Origin of the sequence: Gordonia sp. N1V (assembly GCF_029269935.1) — a bacterium.
In the GTDB taxonomy this organism is placed as follows: Bacteria; Actinomycetota; Actinomycetes; order Mycobacteriales; family Mycobacteriaceae; genus Gordonia; species Gordonia polyisoprenivorans.
Window position 1 is genome coordinate 1 of the sequence record NZ_JARJDD010000012.1, and the last position, 16210, is coordinate 16210.

A 16210-nucleotide genomic window follows, 5' to 3' on the forward strand; every position below is an offset into this window, starting at 1 on the left:
AGGCGTAAACGACCGACGCGTCCTCGACATAGTGACATCCTTCCAGCAGGGCCCACAGCCCCACTATCTCGGGTGTCCACTCAAACTGGGGAACCTCAAACATCGTGGACCGCTCGATCACCGCCGAGCGGTTGATCGAGGAGTTGAAGAAGGTGTTCGCGATCTGGGGTGGCCCGCCGATGGTGCTGCGCATGGACAACGGGCCTGAGTTCATCTCAGAGGCCCTCCAAGCGTTTTGTGCTGGGTCGGTGGGGATTTCCTACATTCCACCCGGCACGCCGTGGAACAACGGGTTCATCGAGTCGTTCAACAACCGGTTGCGCGATGAGTGTTTGAATCGCAACTGTTGGCCCACGCTGCTCGAGGCCCGCGTGGTCATCGGCGACTTCAAAGACGACCACAATCACCGACACCGGCATTCGGCACTGGGCTACAAGACCCCGGCCGAGTACGCTGCCGGATGCACCCACAGGCACCATCCCGTGGGCTGCGAGATCGACTGATCAACCACAAGAAGGAACGGCTCTACAACAGACCGGACCGACTATCGGGGACCTGCCACCCAGGCCGTGCCCGGATCTCGACCAGCTTTCACCGCTAGGACTTGATCCAGTCGATGGCGATCGCGATGACGATCGCGTTGAAGAAAAAGCTCACGATGCTGTGGGTGATTACTCGGCGGCGCATGGCGGTTGAGGTGATAGTGACATCGGACACTGCGAACGACGTTCCTATGGTGACGGAGAAGTAGACGTATTCGACAATTCCGGGTTCCGGGCAGTCGGGGAAGTCGAGGCCGCCGTCAACGCCGCTGGCTCTCGCGTAGATTTGGGCGCACGCCACGTGTAATAGAAGCCACGACAGGAGGATTGTCAGAGCGGCAGCTCCTTTGACAAAGCTAAATCCGTCGTCCTCGTTGTGTCGGACAACGATGAGCACTCCACCTGCCAGGCCAGTGCAGCTGACGATGAGGGCAAAAACGTTTGCGTGCCAGCGAGGCCCGAAGATCTGCGGGATGTCGTCGTCGTGGAACAGGGGAATTGCATTCCGGAGCCGGACCCAGCCAGTCGCCAGGTAGGCCATCGCGAACAGATCCCACGCGACAATGAGACCGATCGGCGTGTCCAAGTTTATTAAGTAGGCCAGCCATATCAGCCCGAGGACTGCAAGAGTCATCTCGAGCAGCGACAGCGCTCGCAGTGTTCTCACTGCTCGATTACCCGACGCGGCTCGCATGTACGCTTATATGTTTCTGAAAGCAGTCGCATGACCGGTGATCCTAGACATAGTGAGAGAGGTTGTCGGGCATTTAGTCCTTCTTACCTGCCGCGACGGCTTGCGCGTAAAGTTGTCCGGCGCGGTAAGACGATCGGACGAGAGGACCGGACATGACACCAATGAACCCGATGTCGCGGGCGGTGTCGGCGAGTGAGTCGAACTCATCGGGGGTGGCCCAGCGGTCGACGGGGTGGTGGAGCAGTGAGGGCCGCAGATACTGGGTGATGGTGAGGAGTTGGCAGCCGGCGTTGTGCAGGTCTCGCATCGAGGAGATCACCTCGTCGGTGGTTTCGCCGAGCCCGAGGATGAGGTTGGATTTGGTGATGAGGCCGGAGTCGCGGGCACGGGTGATCACCTCGAGGGAGCGCTCATAGGTGAAGCCGGGGCGGATGCGGCGGAACAACCGAGGAACGGTTTCGAGGTTGTGGGCCAACACTTCTGGCTTGCTGTCGAAGACCTCCGCGAGTCGCTCCGGGGTGGCCGTGAAATCAGGGATCAACAGTTCGACGCCGGTGCCCGGGCAGCGCTGATGGATCTGGCGGACCGTTTCGGCGTACAACCACGCTCCGCCGTCGGGTAGGTCGTCGCGTGCGACGCCGGTGATGGTGGCGTAGCGCAGTCCTATGGTCTGCACGGATTCGGCCACGCGGCGTGGTTCGTGACGGTCGAGTGCCGTGGGCTTGCCGGTGTCGATCTGGCAGAAGTCGCAGTGTCGGGTGCATTGATCTCCGCCGATGAGGAAGGTGGCTTCGCGGTCTTCCCAGCATTCGAAGATGTTGGGGCAGCCCGCCTCCTGGCACACGGTGTGCCGGTCCTCGCGCTCGACGAGACGGGTCAGCGTCTGGTTCTCGGGGCCGGTGCGGACTTTGATCTTCATCCACGGGGGTTTACGTTCGATGGGTGAGGAGCTGTTGCGGACTTCCAGGCGTAGCAGACGCCGGCCCTCGGCGGCGGTGGTCATGGGTGGATCTCCTGATGCGGCAGACGAATTGGGGATGAGCATCGGGTGGCGTCGGCGGTCAGCATTCGACCACGTTGACCGGCACGGTGACGGCGAGCCCTCCGGTGGAGGTCTCTTTGTATTTGGCGTTCATGTCGTGGCCGGTGGCGCGCATGGTGTCGATCACCTGGTCGAGGCTGACGCGGTGGCTACCGTCCCCGCGCAACGCCATGCGGGCGGCGTTGATGGCTTTGCCCGCGGAGATGGCGTTGCGTTCGATACAGGGGATCTGCACGAGCCCGCCGATGGGGTCACAGGTCAGACCGAGGCTGTGTTCCATCGCGATCTCGGCGGCGTTCTCGACCTGTTCGGTTGTGCCACCGAGGATTTCGGCCAGTCCGGCAGCGGCCATGGAGGCGGCGCTGCCGACCTCGCCCTGACACCCGACTTCGGCGCCGGAGATCGAGGCACGCTGCTTGTACAGGGAACCGATCGCGCCGGCAGTGAGCAGGAATCGGACGGCGACGTCGTCGGGATCGGTGCGGCCGGCGGGAGTGTAGTGGTGGGCGTAGTGCAGGACGGCGGGGATGATGCCGGCTGCGCCGTTGGTGGGGGCGGTGACGATGCGACCGCCGGCGGCGTTTTCTTCGTTGACCGCCAGGGCGACGAGGTTGACCCAGTCCTCGGCGAACGCCGGATCCCGGTGGGGGTCTTCGGCGGACAGTCGGGTGTACCAATCGTGGGCGCGGCGTTGCACGCCGAGTCCGCCGGGCAGGGTGCCGTGGCGGGTCATGCCTCGTTGCTGACAGGCCTGCATGACGTCGCGGATGTGGAGCAGGCGGGCGCGTACTTGTGCCTCGGTGTGGCGTGGTTGTTCGGTGGCCAGCATCACCGCGCTGATCGGGATGCCGTAACGCTCGGTGAGTAGGAGCAGGTCCTGCCCGGAGTCGAACGCCAAAGGATGATCGGCCTCGGATTCGCTTGTGGCCGTATCTGTTTCGTCGTCGGTGACGACAAATCCGCCGCCGACGGAATAGAAGGTGCGCGAACAGATCTCGCGTCCGGCTGCGGCATGCGCGGTCACGGTCATGGCGTTGGGGTGCCGGTCGAGGATGATAGCCGGGTGCAGGTGCATGTCGTCTTCGGTGAGCGCGACGCCCACGACGCCGGCCACGGTGATGTGGCCACTGGCCCGGACCACCGCAAGCCGCTGGTCCATGTCTTCGGGGTCGATGGTGTCGGGTCGGTGGCCTTCGAGACCGAGGAGGATGGCGGCCATGGTGCCGTGCCCGGAGCCGGTGGCCGCCAGCGACCCGTAGAGGTCGACGCGCAGCCCGGTCAGGTCGGTGAGCAGGCCGCGGCGGTCGAGGGTGGCGGCGAAGTCGGCGGCCGCGCGCATCGGCCCGACGGTGTGTGAACTCGATGGTCCGATGCCGACGGTGAACAGGTCGAACACGCTGACGGTCATGGTGTGCCCACGCCGGGATAGAGCGGGTGGGCCTCAGCGAGCGCACGGACCTGCGCGGCCAGATCGATGACGTCGGCACCCTCGGCACCCTCGACGGCGGTCAGAGCGCGGGCGATGAGGTCAGCGACGCGCTCGAAGTCGGCGACATCGAAGCCGCGGGTGGCCAGGGCCGGGGTACCGATCCGCAGACCGGAGGTGATCATCGGTGGGCGTGGGTCGAAGGGAACAGCATTGCGGTTGACGGTGATTCCGATCGCCTCGAGCCGATCCTCGGCCTGCTGGCCGTCGATGGCGGCCTGACGCAGATCAACCAGCACGAGATGCACGTCGGTGCCGCCGGTGAGCACGCTGATACCCGCGTCGCTGACGTCAGGTCGGCTCAGGCGGTGCGCGACCGCCTGTGCCCCGGCCAGGCACCGCCGCTGACGCTCGGTGAACTCCGGTTCGGCGGCCATTTTGAAAGCGGTGGCCTTGGCGGCGATGACATGCTCGAGCGGTCCGCCCTGCTGGCCGGGGAACACCGCCGAGTTGATCTTCCTCGCGATGGCCGCATCGTTGGACAGGATGATGCCGCCGCGCGGACCGCCGAGTGTTTTGTGGGTGGTGGAGGTGACCACATGCGCGTGCGGCACCGGCGACGGGTGCAGACCGGTGGCCACGAGTCCGGCGAAGTGGGCCATGTCAACCATCAGGTAGGCCCCGACCTCGTCGGCGATCTCCCGGAATCGGGCGAAGTCGAGCTGTCGCGGGTAGGCCGACCAGCCGGCGATGATCAGCTTGGGCTGGTGCTCGCGGGCGGCCGCGGCGACGGCATCCATGTCGATGAGGTGGTCGGATTCGGAAACACCGTAGCCGGCAACGGCATACAGCTTGCCGGAGAAGTTGATGCGCATTCCGTGGGTGAGGTGGCCGCCGGCGTCGAGGGACAGTCCCAGGATGGTGTCGCCGGGAGTGATCAGGGCGTGCATCACTGCGGCGTTGGCGGTGGCACCGGAGTGGGGTTGCACGTTGGCGAACTCGGCGCCGAACAAAGCCTTGACCCGGTCGATCGCGATCTGCTCGATGACATCGACATGTTGGCAGCCGCCGTAGTAGCGGCGCCCCGGGTAGCCCTCGGCGTACTTGTTGGTCAGCACGGAGCCCTGGGCCTGCATCACCGACAGCGGCGCATGGTTTTCCGACGCGATCATCTCGAGCCCACCGCGTTGCCGCTCGAGTTCCTTGCCGATCAGCGCGGCGACATCGGGGTCGAAGTCATCAAGGGTGCGGTCCAGGACGCTCATGCCTCGACACCGTTCTTCTCGGCATACTCGGCGGCACTGAGCAACTCACCGGCGTCGGTGGCCAGCACCGCGAACAGCCAGCCACCCTCGTAGGGGTCGCTGGTGATGATGCTCGGATCGTCGACGGCAGCGGTGTTGACGATCGAGACCGTGCCAGTGACCGGTGAATACAACTCGGACACGGTTTTGGTGGATTCGACTTCGCCGCAGGTCTCGCCAGCGGTCACCGTGGACCCGACCTCGGGGAGTTCGACGAAGACGAGGTCGCCGAGGTTGTCGGCGGCCAGACCGGTGATTCCGATCCGGACCGGTTCATCGGTGGGCAGCGGTGTGCCTGGGGAGACGAGCAGCCATTCGTGTTCGTCGGTGTAGCTGCGGTCGGTGGGAAGTCCAGCAGACATGGTGAAGCCTTTCAGCGGAAGAGAGGTGGAGCCAAGAGAAGTGGAGCTAGGAGGTAGCGGAGCGGTGATAGAACTGACGTGGTGTGACGGTGTAGGTTTCGGCTTTGCCGCGGATGTCGACGGACACCTCGGTGCCGGGGTGGGCGTGGGCGAGGTCCACGTAAGCCATGGCGATCGGGTAGCCCAGAGTCGGCGAGAGGGCGCCGGAGGTGACGGTGCCGATCTCCTGGCCCGACGTGTCGAGGACCGGGTAGTCGGCGCGGGCGGCGCGGCGACCGGTCCCGACGAGGCCGACCAGGGTGCGGGTGGGCGGTTGGTCGGCGAGGGCGGCCAGTGCATCGCGACCAACGAAGCTGGTGTCGAGGCGCACGACCTTGCCCAGCCCCGCTTCATACGGGTTGGTATGCAACGTCAGTTCGTGCCCGTAGAGCGCCATCCCGGCTTCCAGGCGCAGGGTGTCGCGGCAGGCCAGACCGGCGGGAGTGCCGCCGCACGTGCGGGTTTCGGTGAGCAACGCCTGCCAGAGGGGGACGGCGTGCTCGTTGGGGACATAGAGTTCGAACCCGTCTTCGCCGGTGTAGCCGGTGCGGGCGAGCAGTACGTCGATCTCGGCGACCACCGCGGATGCGGCGGCGTAGTACTTGAGTTCGGCCACCGCAGCGCGGTCCGGGCCGGCTACCAGGGCGGCCACGATGGCCTGCGCCTGGGGACCCTGCACGGCGATCAGTGCGGTCTCGGCCGACTGATCGTTCACCGCCACGTCGAAACCTTCGGCCCGGGAATCGAATTCGGCGCAGACGCGACGGGTGTTGGCGGCGTTAGCGACCACCAGGAACCGGTCGTCGGCCAGTCGGTAGACGACCAGGTCGTCGATGACACCGCCGTCAGCGGTGCAGATCAACGAGTACTTGGCGCGTCCGGATGCGGTGGTAGAGAGCTGGCCGACGAGCGCGTAGTCGAGCACCGCGGCCGCGTCGGGACCCTCGATGGCGATCTCGCCCATGTGCGAGAGGTCGAAAAGTCCGGCCGCGGTGCGCACCGCGTGGTGCTCGGCGAGGTCACCGACATATTTGAGAGGCATCTGCCAGCCCGCGAAATCAGTGAAATGCGCTCCGAGGGAATGGTGTTCGCCGAGCAACGGTGAGACCGGGGTAGTCGTGATGGTCATCGGGTGGCCTCCTGGGCATGGATAAGTGATGTGCTGGGGGTGGCGAATGCTTCCGGTGGTGGGCACGAGCACACCAGCTTGCGGTCGCCGCGTACCCCGTCGATGCGGCCGACTGGCGGCCAGTACTTGGCGGTGCGCACCGCGGCGGTGGGATAGGCGGCCGTGTGTCGGGGGTAGGGGAGATCCCACTGGTCGGCGGTGACCTGCTCGGCGGTGTGTGGTGCCTGCCGCAAGGGGCTGCGCTCGACCGGCCAGATCCCGTCGGCCACCAGGTCGATCTCGCCGCGGATGGCGATCATCGCCTCGATGAACCGGTCGAGTTCGGCGAGGTTCTCCGATTCGGTGGGTTCAACCATGAGGGTGCCGTTGACCGGGAACGACAGTGTGGGGGCGTGGAATCCGTAGTCGATGAGACGTTTGGCGACGTCCTCGGCGGTGACACCGGTGGCTGCGGTGAGCTCGCGCAGATCGAGGATGCATTCGTGCGCGACGAGCCCCCCAGTGCCGGTGTAGAGCACCGGATAGTGCAGGGCGAGTGCGTGGGCGAGGTAGTTGGCCGCCAGGACCGCGGTCTTGGTGGCGTGGGTGAGTCCGTCGGGGCCCATCAGCGCCAGATAGGCCCAGGTGATCGGCAGGATGCCGGCGGACCCGTAGTTCGCCGCCGATACTGGACTCGCGGTGATCTCTCCGGCGGCCGGATCGCCAGGCAGATACGGTGCGAGGTGCGCACGCACGGCCACCGGACCGACGCCGGGACCCCCACCGCCGTGGGGGATGCAGAAGGTCTTGTGCAGGTTCAGGTGGCTGACGTCGCCGCCGAACTCACCGGGCCGGGCCAGCCCGACCAGCGCGTTGAGGTTGGCGCCATCGACATAGACCTGGCCACCAGCATCGTGGACGAGGCCGCAGACGGTGCGGACATCGGTTTCGTACACGCCGTGGGTCGACGGATAGGTGAGCATGATCGCCGCGATCTGACCCGTATGAGCGGCGATCTTGGTGCGCAGATCGTCCAGATCGATGTTGCCGTTGTCGGCGGTGGCCACCACCACGACCCGCAACCCGGCCAGCACGGCCGACGCGGCGTTGGTGCCATGCGCGGACTGCGGTATCAGACACACGTCGCGTCGGGTATCCCCGTGAGCGACGTGGAAGCTGCGGATGGCCAGCAAACCGGCGAGCTCTCCCTGAGATCCGGCGTTGGGCTGCAACGAAACCCGGTCGTAGCCGGTGATGTCGGCCAGCCACCGCTCGAGGTCGGCGACCAGCCGGCGGTAGCCGACGGTCTGATGCTCGGGCGCGAACGGATGGATGCCGGCAAAGCTGGGGTAGCTGATCGGCTCCATCTCCACGGCCGAGTTGAGCTTCATCGTGCACGACCCGAGCGGGATCATGGTGCGGTCGAGCGCGAGGTCCTTGTCCGAGAGCAACCGCAGGTAACGCAGCATTGCCGTCTCGGAGCGGTGTTCGTGAAACACCGGATGCTGCAGGAACATCGACGTACGCACCACAGTCGCTGGAAGGCTGTCGACAGCGGTGGTCCGGGGGCGGTGGGCGCCGAACACCGCCAGCACGGTGTCGATGATGGTGTCGGTGGTGACCTCGTCGCAGGCGATCGCCAGCTGATCGTCGTCGACACGCCGCAGATTGATGCCGGCCTGCTCGGCCGCGGTCACCAGAGTGTCGGCGCGGCCAGGCACCACGACGGTGACGGTGTCGAAGAACTCCTCGTGGAGCACCCGATGACCGGCCACCCGCAGCCCGGCGGCCAGCGTCCGAGCGTGACTGTGGACGCGGGAGGCGATGGCACGCAACCCTTCTGGACCGTGATAGACCGCATACATGGCGGCGACGTTGGCCAGCAGGGCCTGAGCGGTGCAGATGTTGCTGGTCGCCTTGTCGCGACGGATGTGCTGTTCGCGGGTCTGCAGTGCCAGGCGATAGGCGGGTCGGCCGGCCGTATCGACCGACACCCCGACCAGCCGGCCGGGCAACATCCGTTCCAGTCCGGACCGCACCGCGATGTAGGCGGCGTGCGGGCCGCCGAAGAACAGGGGCACACCAAAGCGCTGCGCGGACCCGATCGCGATGTCGGCGCCCTGCTCACCCGGCGGGGTGAGCAGAGTCAGCGACAGCAGATCCGCGGCGACCGCCACCAGCGCACCACGCTGATGCGACTCGGCGATCAGGGCGGTGTTGTCACGCACCGCACCACTCGCGCCCGGTGCCTGCACCACGACGCCGAACAGGTCACCTGCGGGCAATCCGACACTGAGATCGGCGACCGTGATTTCGATACCGACCGCCGCGGCACGTCCGATCAAGACCGCGAGTGTCTGTGGGAGACAATCGGAGTCGACGACCACCCGGGAGCTCGGCGAAGTCTTGTTCGCCCGCCGCATCAACAGGACCGCTTCCACGACGGCGGTGGCCTCGTCGAGCAGTGAGGCTCCCGCCAGCGGTAGTGTGGTGAGATCCTCGATGACGGTCTGGAAGGTCAGCAACGCTTCGAGACGACCTTGCGAGATCTCCGGCTGGTAGGGCGTGTAGGCGGTGTACCAGGCCGGCGACTCGAGCATGTTGCGGCGCAGCACCGCTGGCGTGATTGTGTCGTGGTAGCCGGCCCCGATCATCTGCACGCGAGGTGTGTTGTGCGCGGCCAACTCTCGTAGTGCGGTGAGCACCTCGGCCTCGGATCGGGCCGCCGGCACCTGCAGCGGGGTGTGGGTACGGATTTGCTCCGGAACCGCGGCGTCAATCAACTCATCGAGGCTGTCATAGCCCAGCACATCGAGCATCCGCGCGATCGACGAGTCGTTGGGTCCGACATGACGGGAAACAAAGTCGGGGTTGTCGGCGGCCGGCGCCGGAAACGACATAGGTGATGACACAAGGCAACTCCAGGAACAGGGGCACCCGTGGGTAAACGGGCACGTTGAGGTGGATGTGCCTCCCCGCTCTGTCCTCGACACCTGAGAGTTTGAGCCGGACCCACGCGAAAAGCGTTCCGGCGGTTCACCTTCGGTAAGACCGGTCAGCGATGACCGGAGCTATTCTCCAGAGTTGCCTCGACGCGGTGGTACATGAGCCTGAGAGATTCCTGGGGAGGATGTTGCTCCTACGGCGCCCCAGTTAAGGGGTTCTCCCACCGCGCGTCGTCGACGTATTCGGTTGTGAGAGGACACCCTACACACACCAACCAAAATTTGTCTCTTCACCGAACAACGGCTCGTGTGAGCCGGAGCACTAACAACACAATTGCTGTGAGTCGGTCGCCATAGTTGTGTTTCACAACGCGCTCGGTAGACGCGACGCTATGTGCATGTGGACAAACTATGCAGGCGACCAGACCTGTACTCCCGCGAAGTTTGCGCGACCTGCGACAGTGGATGAGGTGTCTCGTCTTGTTACCGAGGCAGCGAACCGCGGCCACACAGTACGGGCCGTCGGTGCCGGACACTCCTTCGGCGGCAATGTGTTGACCGACGGCACGCTCCTCTCGCTCGACAATCTTTCCGGACTCCACCACGCGGATCCGACGACCGGGTTGGTCCGGATCGGGGCGGGCACTCGACTCCACGAGCTCAACAGATTGCTCGACGCGCACGGGCTGGCAATGCCCAACCTCGGCGACATCAACGTCCAGAGCGCTGCCGGCGCGATCTCGACCGCGACGCACGGGACGGGCCGCAAACTCGGCAACCTGGCCACGACGGTCGAGTCGATCGAGCTCGTGAAGGCCGACGGGTCCGTCGTGGAACTGAGCACCGGCGACGAGTTGCGCGCAGCCCGGGTCAGTGTCGGCGCGCTCGGGGTCATCACCGCCTACACGCTGCGAACCGTGCCTTCGTTCCGGTTGCACGAGCGGCGCGAGAAGATTCCACTGACCCGCGCGCTCGCCGAACTCGACGAGCTTGCGGACAGCAACGACCACTTCGGGTTCTTCGCTTTTCCGCACGCACGCGACGTGTTGGCCAAGTCGCTCAACCGCTCCGATGAGCCGGCGAACCCGCCGAGCCGCGCTGCGGAATACATCCGCGACATCGTCGTGGAAAACCATGCCCTGGATGCCGTGAGCAAGGTGGGCCGACGGTGGCCCAATCAGATTCCGCGCTTGAACCGGACTCTGACCGCTATCGCATCGTCGAGCAGCCGGGTCGACGTCAGCCACCAGGTGTTCTCCAGCCCGCGGACGGCGGCGCGGTTCACCGAGTCGGAATGGGCTGTGCCGCGGGCGGCGTGTGGCGAGGTCTTCCGTGCGATCCAAAGCGAGATCGACCGACAGGGATTTGCGGTCAACTTCCCTCTGGAAGTGCGGTTCGTGGCCGCGGACGAGGCATCGCTGCTCAGCCCGTCGTACGGTCGCGAGACGGCCTACATAGCGGTTCATATGTACGAGGGCATGCCGTGGAGGCCGTACTTCGAGGCAGTTCAGCGCATCGCGACCGACCTTGGCGGCCGGCCACACTGGGGTAAGCGGCACTCCCTCGACGCCGCGGCACTGGCCGATGTGTACCCGGAGTGGGAAACGTTCCAAACCGTGCGGCGTGCCTACGACCCGGATGGAGTTTTCGCCAACGATCACATCCGCCGAATCTTCGGCGCCTGATGAGCAACCGATGGGGAGCGGTCGCCGCGTACGCACTGGTGGCGGCGTCGACGCAGTTGCTGTGGTTGACCTTCGCGCCCATCACGACCGATGCCGCCGAGCACTACGGGGTCTCGACCGGCGCGATCGGGTGGCTGGCGAACGTGTTTCCGCTGCTCTACGTCGTGTTGGCCATCCCCGCGGGAATAGCGCTCGACCGATGGTTTCGAGTAGCGCTGACCCTGGGCGCCGTACTGACCGCCGCGGGTGGACTGATTCGGCTTGTCGGCGATCAGTATTCAGTGGTCCTGGCCGGGCAGTTACTCGTCGCCGTCGCGCAGCCGTTGGTCCTCAACGCGATCACCCGTGTCGCGGGCAGCTATCTGGCTGAACCGGACCGGCCAAGGGGCATCGCGGCCGGGTCCGCCGGCACGTTTGCCGGCATGGTTGCTGCATTCCTGATGGGCAGCGTGATGGACATTCACACCCTGCTGGTCACCCAGGCCGCCATCGCGGTGGCGTCGGCGGTGGCCCTCGTCGCCGCCCTGCGGGTACCGGCGCAGTATCACCGGTCGGCCGAAAGCTCCGGGTTCGCCGCGTTCCGAGAGACGTGGCGAGACCCCTTCATCCGCAGACTGTGCGCACTCGTCTTCGTGCCATTCGGCGCGTTTGTTTCCCTGACCACATGGACCGAGGCACTGCTGGCACCGGCGGGCGTGTCGGCGGATCAAGCGGGAATCGTGTTGATCGCCAACGTCATCGCCGGCGTGGTCGGGTCGGCGCTGATTCCGGTGTGGGCCACCAAGCGCCGCCGCGAACTCTGGATCATCCTTGTCGCGGTGGCCGTCACGGCAGCGTCCTGCCTCGCCTTGGCCATTGCGCCCGGATTCGCCCTCGCGGTCTTGGTGTTCACCCTCTTCGGGTTCCTGCTCCTGCCTGCGCTACCGATCGTCCTCGAACTGTCCGAACGCCGAGTCAGCTCCAGCGAAGGCGCGGCCGCAGGCCTCATCTGGCTCTCCGGAAATCTCGGAGGTCTCATTGTGGCGGGCGTCGTCGGCGCACTCGTCAACCATCCCGCGTCCGCCTTCCTCCTCATGGCCGCGGTCGTGCTCGCCGCGATTCCGCTGCTGCGTAGTTTGCGCTCCGATGTCGACGCACTGCCATCGATTTCAACAGAAGGACACTCATGACAACGTTGGATCTGGGGTCGGTCACGGCCCGCTCGGGTGTGGGTTACGGCCGGCTCGCACGCGCCACTGCCGACCTTGAGCCACCGTTCGCGGTGGTCGATGTGGGGGCGTTGAGGGCCAACGCGGACTCCCTGGTTTCGCGTGCGATCGGCAAACCGGTTCGGCTGGCGTCGAAGTCGGTGCGCTGTCGACCGATCACGCACGCGGTACTCCAACGCCCCGGCTTCCGTGGTGTCCTGGCCCTGACGCTCGCCGAGGCGCTGTGGTTGGCGTCCGACGTGCAGGACGTGGTGGTCGGTTACCCGACCGCCGACGTCACGGCGCTGCGACAACTCGCCACCGACGCCGAGCTGCTTTCCCGGGTGACGCTGATGATCGACGACGTCGACCAGCTCGACCTGATCGAAAGCGTCACCCCCGACGGACCACCGATCCGAGTGTGCATCGACCTCGACGCGTCGCTGCGATTGCTGGGTGGACGCGTCCATCTGGGCGTGCGCCGCTCACCGGTCCACTCACCACAGGACGCGGTCGCGCTGGCCCGCTCGATCGTCGATCGGCCACGGTTCCGACTCGTCGGCGTGATGGCGTATGAAGGGCAGATCGCGGGCGTCGGCGACAACGTCGGCTCGATACTGCACCGACTCCAGATCCGCGGCATGCAGATGGTGTCGGGGTCGGAGTTGCGCGAGCGTCGCGCGGCAGCGGTCGCCGCCGTCAGTGAGGTTGCCGATCTGGAGTTCGTCAACGGCGGCGGGACCGGCAGCATCGAACTGACCGCGTCCGAGCCGGCCGTCACCGAGGTCGCCGCAGGATCCGGCCTGTACTGTCCGACGTTGTTCGACACCTATCGCGGCTTTCGTCCGCAACCGGCCGCGTTCTACGTGATGTCGGTCGTGCGCAAACCGACACCGGACTACGCCACGGTTCTCGGGGGTGGATGGGTCGCCAGCGGCGCGGCGGGATCCGATCGGTTACCCACGCCGTCGTGGCCGCGGGGATTGTCCTTGATTGAACTCGAGGGAGCCGGTGAAGCGCAGACACCGCTGCACGGCCCCGGCGCAGCCGCGCTGTCGATTGGTGATCGGGTGTGGTTCCGACACGCCAAGGCCGGCGAACTGTGCGAGCGCGTCAACGAATTGCACCTCGTCGACGGAGATCAGGTGATCGCCACGGTGCCCACCTACCGGGGTGAGGGAAAGGCCTTCCTCTAGCGACGCCGCCCATCGAAGTCACTCCCGACCTCACCCGCATATCCCGCAATCACGCTGCCGACGCGCCGCATCAATTCGAGAAAGGTACGCCATGGCGACCACCGCCCACGCACCTCGTAACAGCCTCCCCAACAGCGAGATGATCGCCGTTGAGAACCCCGCCACCGGCGAGATCATCGGCCACATTCCCGACCTGACGCCCGATGAGGTCACCGAGTTGGCACGACGCGCCCGCGCCGCCCAGCCCGGATGGGAGGCGCTCGGGTACCGCGGCCGAGCCCACGTCCTACGACGCATGCAGCGATGGCTGATGGACAACGCAGACCGCGTGATCACCACGATCAGCAACGAGACCGGCAAAGCCTACGAGGATGCCCAAATCGCCGAACTTGCTTACGGTGCACAAGCTTTCGGGTTCTGGGCGAAGAACGCACCCAAGTATCTCGCCGACGAAAAGATCAAGTCGTCCGCGCTGTTCGTCAAGGGCAAGTGCCTGACGCTGCGATACCGGCCCATCGGGGTCGTCGGCGTCATCGGTCCATGGAACTATCCGCTGGTCAACTCCTTCGGCGATTGCATCCCCGCGCTCGCCGCCGGCAACAGCGTCATCCTCAAACCGTCGGAGTACACGCCGATGACCTCACTGCTGATGGCCGAAGGACTGGCCGCCTGCGGTTTGCCCGAGGATGTGTTCCTCGTGGCGACCGGACGGGGCGCGACCGGCGCCGCAGTCCTCGACAACGTCGACATGATCATGTTCACCGGCTCCACTGCGACCGGCCGCACGGTGGGGACCCGCGCGGCCGAACGTCTCATCCCCGCATCCCTCGAACTCGGTGGGAAGGATCCGATGATCGTTCTCGCCGACGCCGATCTCGAACGCGCAGCCAATCACGCGGTGTACTACGCGATGTTCAACTGCGGCCAGACCTGTGCCTCCATCGAACGCTGCTACGTCGAGGCGTCGGTCTACGACGACTTCGTCGACAGAGTGACGGCCAAGACCCGGGGCCTGCGCCACGGCGTGCCCAACGGCCCGGGCAGCGTCGACGTCGGCTCGATGACCTTCCCACCACAGGTCGAGATCGTCGAACGGCACGTCGAGGACGCCCGCCAACGCGGCGCTCGGGTACTGGTCGGCGGGCACCGTGGACGCGGCCCGGGGCATTGGTTCGAACCCACGATTCTCGTCGACGTCGACCACGACATGGCCTGCATGCGCGAGGAGACGTTTGGTCCGACGCTGCCGATCATGGAGGTCACCGACGCAGACGAGGCCATCCGACTGGCCAACGACTCCGAGTACGGACTGTGCGCCTCGGTCTTCACCCGCGATGCCAAACGCGGTGAGGCCATCGCGAGACAGATCAAGGCCGGGTCCGTCACGGTCAACGACGCGCTCGTGAACTACACCGCCCTGGAACTCCCGATGGGTGGCGGCGCACCAGGTTCCGGCGTCGGCTACCGGCACGGCGCCGGCGGAATCCGCAAATACTGCCGGCAACAGTCCCTGCTCGTCTCACGCATCCATGGGCATCGAGACCTTCACATGCACCCCTACAACGCCACCCGCACACGCCTGCTCACCCGCCTTCTGGCGCTGCTCAATCGCGGGCTGCCCGCCAGGTGACGACGGGTGGACCCGATCGAACCCACCGCTTGTGCCCACATTCCGAGTCGAGGGAAAGGCGGCGAGGGAAAGGCATTGTGATGACCCCGCTCGAGAGTGTGTCTTATGATCCCTGCATCGTGGACCTGCACACTCGCAAACTTCGCGCGTTCGTCGTCCTCGCTGAGGAACTGAACTTCAGCCGCGCGGCGGCGCAGCTCTTTCTCGCCCAACAAGCCCTGAGCCGGTTGATCCGCGAGGTCGAGGACGAGGTCGGCGCCACCTTGTTCACCCGCACGACCCGCAAGGTCGAACTCACTCCGGCAGGCGTGGCATTTCGCGATGGTGCCGTCGCCGCCCTCGCTGCGCTCGACCGCGCCTCGGCGGAGGCGTTGCGCAGGGAACGCGCGATCTCGGGCACCCTACATCTGGGCTACACCGTCGGCGCCGCTCTCGAACTCACCGAGCCGATACTGAGCGAGTTCCGGTCCCAGTTTCCCGACGTCGAGTTGGAGACCCGCGAATACTCGCTGGCCGATCCGGACGCCGGACTGATCAGTGGGTTCGCAGACGTGTCGATCATCCGGCTCCCGGTGTCCACGCCCGACTTGTATACGGAGCCGCTGTTCACCGAGCCGCTCGTTGCGCTCGTATCGACGGGTCACCGGCTCGCTGGACGTCAGTCGGTCCGCGCCGACGAACTCCTCGACGACCCGGTAACCCTGAGCGAACTCGAGGATCCGGCCCGCAGAGAGTTTTGGACTCTGGCCGCGTTTCGGGCGCCCGACTCACCAGCTGTTGTCGTACCCGTCGGCACGGTAACCGAGGAGGTGCAGACCGTCGGGACTGGGGGAGCGATCGCGATCACCGCCGCCGCGGCCGCGCGCTACCTTCCATTTCCGGGGATCAAGCACCTGCCGATCAGCGACGCTCCGGGGTCGGTGGTCGCGCTGGCCTGGACACAGCGCGCCACTTCACTGGTTACCCGCTTCGTCGAGGTAGCCCTCGTCGTACGTGATCGACAGGCAGACCTGGTCAACGAGATCGAGCACCCTGATGTGCGTTCCTGAC

General features: G+C 65.8%; 14 protein-coding genes and 1 riboswitch. Of the genes, 6 read left to right on the plus strand and 8 right to left on the minus strand.

All coding sequences use genetic code 11. The features are described 5' to 3' along the window. Window positions 1-193: hypothetical protein (locus tag P3L18_RS16190; protein ID WP_276114656.1), on the minus strand; the 193-nt coding region annotated here is incomplete at its 3' end. Here P3L18_RS16190 and P3L18_RS16195 point away from each other — a divergent pair. Continuing rightward, entirely contained in the window at window positions 180-503 is a 324-nt protein-coding gene (locus P3L18_RS16195) for an integrase core domain-containing protein (RefSeq protein ID WP_276114657.1), read from the plus strand. The two genes, P3L18_RS16190 and P3L18_RS16195, sit on opposite strands and share 14 nt — an antisense overlap. A gap of 94 nt (window positions 504-597) precedes the next feature. Here the strand turns inward: P3L18_RS16195 and P3L18_RS16200 are convergent, their stop codons facing one another. From P3L18_RS16200 to gcvP, 7 genes are all read right to left on the minus strand, one after another. After that, on the minus strand, window positions 598-1176 hold the full coding sequence (locus P3L18_RS16200; protein ID WP_276114658.1) for a DUF1345 domain-containing protein: 579 nt from the start codon (window positions 1174-1176) through the stop codon (window positions 598-600). Window positions 1177-1309: 133 nt separating this feature from the next. After that, on the minus strand, window positions 1310-2239 hold the full coding sequence (gene lipA / locus P3L18_RS16205) for a lipoyl synthase (RefSeq protein ID WP_079932321.1): 930 nt from the start codon (window positions 2237-2239) through the stop codon (window positions 1310-1312). Window positions 2240-2297: 58 nt separating this feature from the next. Next, window positions 2298-3686, minus strand: a complete 1389-nt coding sequence (locus P3L18_RS16210) for an L-serine ammonia-lyase (RefSeq protein ID WP_276114659.1) — start codon at window positions 3684-3686, stop codon at window positions 2298-2300. Then, window positions 3683-4969: a serine hydroxymethyltransferase gene (glyA, locus tag P3L18_RS16215; RefSeq protein ID WP_079932323.1), complete on the minus strand. Its 1287-nt coding sequence runs from the start codon at window positions 4967-4969 to the stop codon at window positions 3683-3685. Before glyA ends, P3L18_RS16210 begins: the two co-directional genes overlap by 4 nt. Further along, window positions 4966-5370, minus strand: coding sequence for a glycine cleavage system protein GcvH (gene gcvH, locus P3L18_RS16220; protein ID WP_079932324.1), 405 nt, complete (start codon window positions 5368-5370; stop codon window positions 4966-4968). Before gcvH ends, glyA begins: the two co-directional genes overlap by 4 nt. Before the next feature lie 46 nt (window positions 5371-5416). Beyond that, entirely contained in the window at window positions 5417-6538 is a 1122-nt protein-coding gene (gene gcvT / locus P3L18_RS16225) for a glycine cleavage system aminomethyltransferase GcvT (protein WP_276114660.1), read from the minus strand. Then, window positions 6535-9417 (minus strand): aminomethyl-transferring glycine dehydrogenase, encoded by a 2883-nt coding sequence (gene gcvP, locus P3L18_RS16230; protein ID WP_276114661.1) that lies wholly within the window; start codon window positions 9415-9417, stop codon window positions 6535-6537. The genes gcvT and gcvP overlap by 4 nt, the downstream gene beginning before the upstream one ends. A gap of 188 nt (window positions 9418-9605) precedes the next feature. Continuing rightward, window positions 9606-9696: riboswitch (glycine riboswitch) on the minus strand. 164 nt (window positions 9697-9860) lie between these two features. Between gcvP and P3L18_RS16235 the strand changes: the two genes are divergently transcribed. From P3L18_RS16235 to P3L18_RS16255, 5 genes are all read left to right on the plus strand, one after another. After that, window positions 9861-11147 carry a D-arabinono-1,4-lactone oxidase gene (locus P3L18_RS16235; RefSeq protein WP_276114662.1) on the plus strand — a complete coding sequence of 429 codons (1287 nt, stop codon included), beginning with the start codon at window positions 9861-9863 and terminating at the stop codon, window positions 11145-11147. Continuing rightward, the gene (locus P3L18_RS16240) at window positions 11147-12316 is read left to right on the plus strand and encodes an MFS transporter (RefSeq protein ID WP_276114663.1); all 1170 of its coding nucleotides are present in this window, start codon (window positions 11147-11149) and stop codon (window positions 12314-12316) included. The genes P3L18_RS16235 and P3L18_RS16240 overlap by 1 nt, the downstream gene beginning before the upstream one ends. Beyond that, complete coding sequence (locus P3L18_RS16245) at window positions 12313-13530, plus strand: amino acid deaminase/aldolase (RefSeq protein ID WP_079929788.1); 1218 nt, start codon at window positions 12313-12315, stop codon at window positions 13528-13530. The genes P3L18_RS16240 and P3L18_RS16245 overlap by 4 nt, the downstream gene beginning before the upstream one ends. 91 nt (window positions 13531-13621) lie before the next feature. After that, the gene (locus P3L18_RS16250; RefSeq protein ID WP_276114664.1) at window positions 13622-15160 is read left to right on the plus strand and encodes an aldehyde dehydrogenase family protein; all 1539 of its coding nucleotides are present in this window, start codon (window positions 13622-13624) and stop codon (window positions 15158-15160) included. 119 nt (window positions 15161-15279) lie between these two features. Then, complete coding sequence (locus P3L18_RS16255) at window positions 15280-16209, plus strand: LysR substrate-binding domain-containing protein (protein ID WP_172398814.1); 930 nt, start codon at window positions 15280-15282, stop codon at window positions 16207-16209. The last annotated feature ends 1 nt before the right edge of the window (window position 16210 follow it).